We start from the raw sequence: 655 nt of genomic DNA, 5'->3' as shown, positions 1-655 counted from the left end.
CGCGGATATGACGGGCATGTTGGGCAATGCCATGCGCACGGAGAGCGTGCTTTCCAGCCCTTCGCCAGCAGCGAGGATATCGCTCGCGGTTCCGATCCGCACGCCATGGCCGAGCAGGTTCCCCATCGCCTTGCGTGAGGGATCGAGGGGCGCCTTGCGAGCCGTCGCCGGATCGAGCCAGGTGCGATGGACGCCGGTCAGATTGCCGTTCACGTCCGTGACCTTGGCGAGCAATGCGGGCCAGGTCTCCGGTGGGGTGTCTTTGGGCTGACCTTCGCGCCAATAGTAGCAGCAAGGATGAAATCGCAGCGCTGTCTCAGCGCTAAATCCGATGAGATCGCGTCGGTGAAGATAGCGCTCGGCAAGCGTTCCACCGACCGGACTTCCCATGGCGAAGAGGCGCCGTGAAGCCTCTGGTGATCCGGTTGAGGCAACCACGCGTTCGCGAGTTGGCGGTTCAGGTCGTGGGAGGCTCAGGAACAGCCGCGCCTCATCAAGCGTCTCGCCGAAGGTGCGAAGTTGCCGGGCGCCGGCAATGAGATCTAGCAGGTCGCCATGTTCGCCCGTGGCGGCGTCGGTCTTATGTTGAACTCCACATAAGACGGAACATGTTGCGTTGCGGTTTATGTTGCGGCTGGGGGCTGCTCCCTTGTTC

General features: G+C 62.7%; 1 pseudogene. It reads right to left on the bottom strand.

From position 1 onward, the window contains the following. Positions 1 to 390 (bottom strand): annotated as a pseudogene (locus tag HY17_RS12760) (DNA primase); the annotation flags it as partial. Between the last annotated feature and the right edge of the window lie 265 nt (positions 391 to 655).

Origin of the sequence: Hyphomonas sp. CY54-11-8 (genome assembly GCF_000682735.1) — a bacterium.
Classification (GTDB): domain Bacteria; phylum Pseudomonadota; class Alphaproteobacteria; order Caulobacterales; family Hyphomonadaceae; genus Hyphomonas.
The sequence above is the reverse complement of the archived record's forward strand: the minus strand, read 5'-3'. Positions and strand labels throughout refer to the sequence as shown.